A 3448-nucleotide genomic window follows, 5' to 3' on the forward strand; every position below is an offset into this window, starting at 1 on the left:
GGAAGTGCCTTTCTTGCTTTAATATTACTTAAGTTTTGGCTTGGGGACTATAATGGATAGCGCGCCCGTTTGCCTCATTAATCTCTAATCTCTGTTTAAGATTCTTAATAATGACATAAATAGGTTAATGAACAATATATACAATTGCAAACCTCCTATTAATGCTAGTTTCTTTTTATCTGCCGCATCTATGGACGTGTCTTGCGCAATCGCTTTATAGTTTTGCATGTAGTAGGCCGTTAAACCTGTAAATACAAACACCCCTACAATAGAGATAATCCAGTCTAAACCGTCACTACCCACCCAAATATTAACAATACTCGCAATGAAAATCCCGATGAAAGCCATGTACAACAAGCTTCCCATTTTTGTTAAATCTGTTTTTGTTGTATATCCTAACACAGCCATTGCCGCAAATGCCCCAGCACTAATGAAGAAAGTACTAGCAATTTGACCTGAGGTATACACAAAGAAAATGGTAGACAAACTCGTTCCTATTAAGGCTGCATACAAGACGAATAGCCCCATCAATACAGGCATGGATAAACGGTTATAGGCACCTTGAATTAAGAAAGCTAAGCCTACAGGCGCAAAAATAACAACGTACATCAATGGACTCATTGACATCGTGTGCTCATTGTAGAACCATTTGATTACGTTTCCTGAGGCAGCCATCCAATAGGCCAAAAATCCTGAAACGACAAGCGCTAACACCATGTAAGTATATACACTTCTAAAAAACTCCTTGGATTGCGCTTTACTTAGCGACTGATTCGACTCGGTGAAGTCAAGTATTTCGTTACTCATAATATGTGATTAATGTAATTTAGCTTGCACCAAATTAATAAATTCTTTTCTCGTAGAATCGTTGTTTAAAAAATCTCCTGTAAATGCAGATGACGTTGTGGATGAATTTTGTTTTTGCACCCCGCGCATTTGCATACACATGTGGTTACATTCCATTACAACTGCTACACCTTTTGGGTTTAGGGTCTTTTCGATACAATCTCTAATCTCAATAGTCAAACGCTCCTGCACCTGCAATCTTCTGGCAAAGGCATCTACTACACGAGGAATTTTAGAAAGTCCAACAATTTTACCATCTGGAATGTAAGCGATGTGTGCTTTACCAAAGAAAGGCAACATGTGGTGTTCGCACATAGAATAAACTTCTATATCCTTCACAATCACCATTTCAGAATACTCCTCATTGAAGAGTGCTCCTTTTAGAATTTCTTCTGGATCTTCGTCGTACCCTTTAGTTAAATATTGCAATGCCTTTGCTACACGTTCGGGAGTTTTAAGGAGTCCTTCACGGTTTGGATCTTCTCCAATTTCTCCCAATACCTCTTTGTATATTGCGCTTAATTTATCTGTTACTTTATCGTCGTATATGAGTTTTTCTTGCACTTTCGAGTATTAAAATGTTAGTTGTTTGATGAACAAACTTAGAATTAAAATGGTTCGTTACCCCCAAAATATTCAACAAAGTTATTTTCTGTCTCCACCAGCTTAATTTTAGCCAACTCACCGCCAGCCTGTTGAATTGAGTCTTTGATTTGTTCCCAAATCTCAATGATCAAGTTTTCTGTTGAAGCTAGCTTCCCTTTCATAAAAGGAACGTCAAGGTTCAAGTTTTTATGATCAAGTTTTTCTACCACTTCATCTTTAACGATTTTACTCAAATCTTTAAGATCAATCACAAAGCCTGTGTCAGGATTTGGTTTTCCTTTTACGGTAACGTAAATCACAAAATTGTGTCCATGCCAGTTTTTATTGGCACATTTCCCGAACACCTCTTCATTTTTTTCGTCGCTCCACTCTTCTCTCCACAATTTGTGTGCGGCATTAAAATGCTCTCTACGTGTAATATATACTGTTTTCAAAGCTCTTTATTTAAAGAAAATGCAAAGATAGGGTTAATGTGGGAGATTTGCAGTGTGGGCGGGGTGAGATTTTGTTTGGGGGAATAGGAAATATATTGATTAGTCGCATGTTTGCCACATAATTTCATTTGATTAACGCATCTGGTTTTCGTAACTTGAGAATCAACCTAATCTTTACAACCATGAATATCAATGAATTCATCCGCCTTTATGGCACGGAAAAAAAGTGCATTTCTTTCATCAAAGAACACCGCGAAAAATCTGGAGTATCTTGCCCAAAGTGTAAATCAAAAGTTACTAATTGGAAAGAAAAACACATGTTTTGGCGCTGTAAATGTGGCAAAAAAATCAGTTTAAAAAGTGGAACTATTATGGAATCTACCAAGCTCAAATATTCCATTTGGTTTAAAGCTATTTTCTTTATGACCCACGTTAAAAAATCATACTCTACACTAGAACTATCAAGACTTCTAGGTATAAAACGATATAGAACGGTTTGGTATCTGAGCATGAAAATTAGAAGAGCTATGGCCCAAGATTTATTGGCGCGAGAATACTTTCAATTCCTATACATCCTGTCTAAGGAAAATCAGTCCGACTACAACATGAACTCGTTACGACATAAATCCATCAATGCCATTGCCAAAAAACAAAAAATTGGAAGGGATGAAATTAACCTAATTGCTCCAGCTCATATCCATCAAAAAGTTAATGCTCAAGAAGTTCAGTTAATTCGAAAAAACTATAGATGTAAAAAAGTTTTGGGTTTACATAATCAAATTGAAATCAAACCAGCGTACACAGCAACCAAACCCTCTGTTCAAATTTGGATGAAAAAACTACTTAGAAACTCTAATAAATTGCTCAACGGCATCCATCACGGTGTTAGTTTACTACATATTCAGAAATATATGTTCGAATTTTCTTTTAACTACAATTACCGTTACCAAGATAAGTTCCATCCCATAATTGAGCAAATTCTAACCTAGAGATTGGCAAACATGCGACTAATCAATATAATCTACAAAAATCACCTCCTTTTGTCCCCCAAACACCCCAACCCAACTTTCCCAAATCATTTCCCTATAATAGTCCGCTACAAACTCCCCTTTTTAATAAATCATTTTTATATTCGTTACTTATTAATAGAAACACCAATTACAATGTTTGATAATAACGAATTTAATAAGTTTGCTACCAAGCACATGGGGATTAACAGCATGCATTTAGGGCATTATGTTGAATCTTCTCTTACACCATATATCATAGAAGAAAGACAAATGAACATGACCCAAATGGACGTGTTCTCGCGTTTAATGATGGATAGAATTATTTTCTTGGGTACTGGTATTAACGACCAAGTTGCCAACATCATTAACGCCCAATTGTTGTTCTTAGAATCTGTTGATCCTAAAAAAGACATCCAAATTTACTTGAACTCTCCTGGAGGTTCTGTTTATGCCGGATTGGGTATTTACGATACGATGCAATACATCAACCCAGATGTAGCTACAATTTGTACAGGAATGGCAGCTTCTATGGGAGCAGTTTTATTGTGTGCA

General features: G+C 36.4%; 5 protein-coding genes. 2 read left to right on the forward strand and 3 right to left on the reverse strand.

Annotated features, from left to right (window positions below):
* Window positions 1–84: 84 nt before the first annotated feature.
* From AC22ZQ_RS13455 to AC22ZQ_RS13465, 3 genes are read right to left on the reverse strand one after another with little or no spacing between them, the layout of a single operon-like run.
* Window positions 85–807, reverse strand: a complete 723-nt coding sequence (locus AC22ZQ_RS13455; protein WP_318959283.1) for a Bax inhibitor-1/YccA family protein — start codon at window positions 805–807, stop codon at window positions 85–87.
* 9 nt (window positions 808–816) lie between these two features.
* On the reverse strand, window positions 817–1410 hold the full coding sequence (gene folE, locus AC22ZQ_RS13460; protein ID WP_318959284.1) for a GTP cyclohydrolase I FolE: 594 nt from the start codon (window positions 1408–1410) through the stop codon (window positions 817–819).
* Window positions 1411–1454: 44 nt separating this feature from the next.
* On the reverse strand, window positions 1455–1886 hold the full coding sequence (locus AC22ZQ_RS13465) for a 6-pyruvoyl trahydropterin synthase family protein (RefSeq protein ID WP_318959285.1): 432 nt from the start codon (window positions 1884–1886) through the stop codon (window positions 1455–1457).
* Window positions 1887–2257: 371 nt separating this feature from the next.
* Between AC22ZQ_RS13465 and AC22ZQ_RS13470 the strand changes: the two genes are divergently transcribed.
* Window positions 2258–2875, forward strand: coding sequence for a hypothetical protein (locus AC22ZQ_RS13470; RefSeq protein ID WP_318959286.1), 618 nt, complete (start codon window positions 2258–2260; stop codon window positions 2873–2875).
* Between the two features lie 174 nt (window positions 2876–3049).
* The coding region (locus AC22ZQ_RS13475) for an ATP-dependent Clp protease proteolytic subunit (protein ID WP_318959287.1) at window positions 3050–3448 on the forward strand (399 nt) is incomplete at its 3' end.

Source organism: Lishizhenia sp. (assembly GCF_057456495.1).

Excerpts from the sequence above, each read along its gene's own strand:
- AC22ZQ_RS13470 (WP_318959286.1), top strand. The coding sequence starts at position 2,258 with ATGGAATCTACCAAGCTCAAATATTCCATTTGGTTTAAAGCTATTTTC.
- AC22ZQ_RS13455 (WP_318959283.1), bottom strand. The coding sequence starts at position 807 with ATGAGTAACGAAATACTTGACTTCACCGAGTCGAATCAGTCGCTAAGT.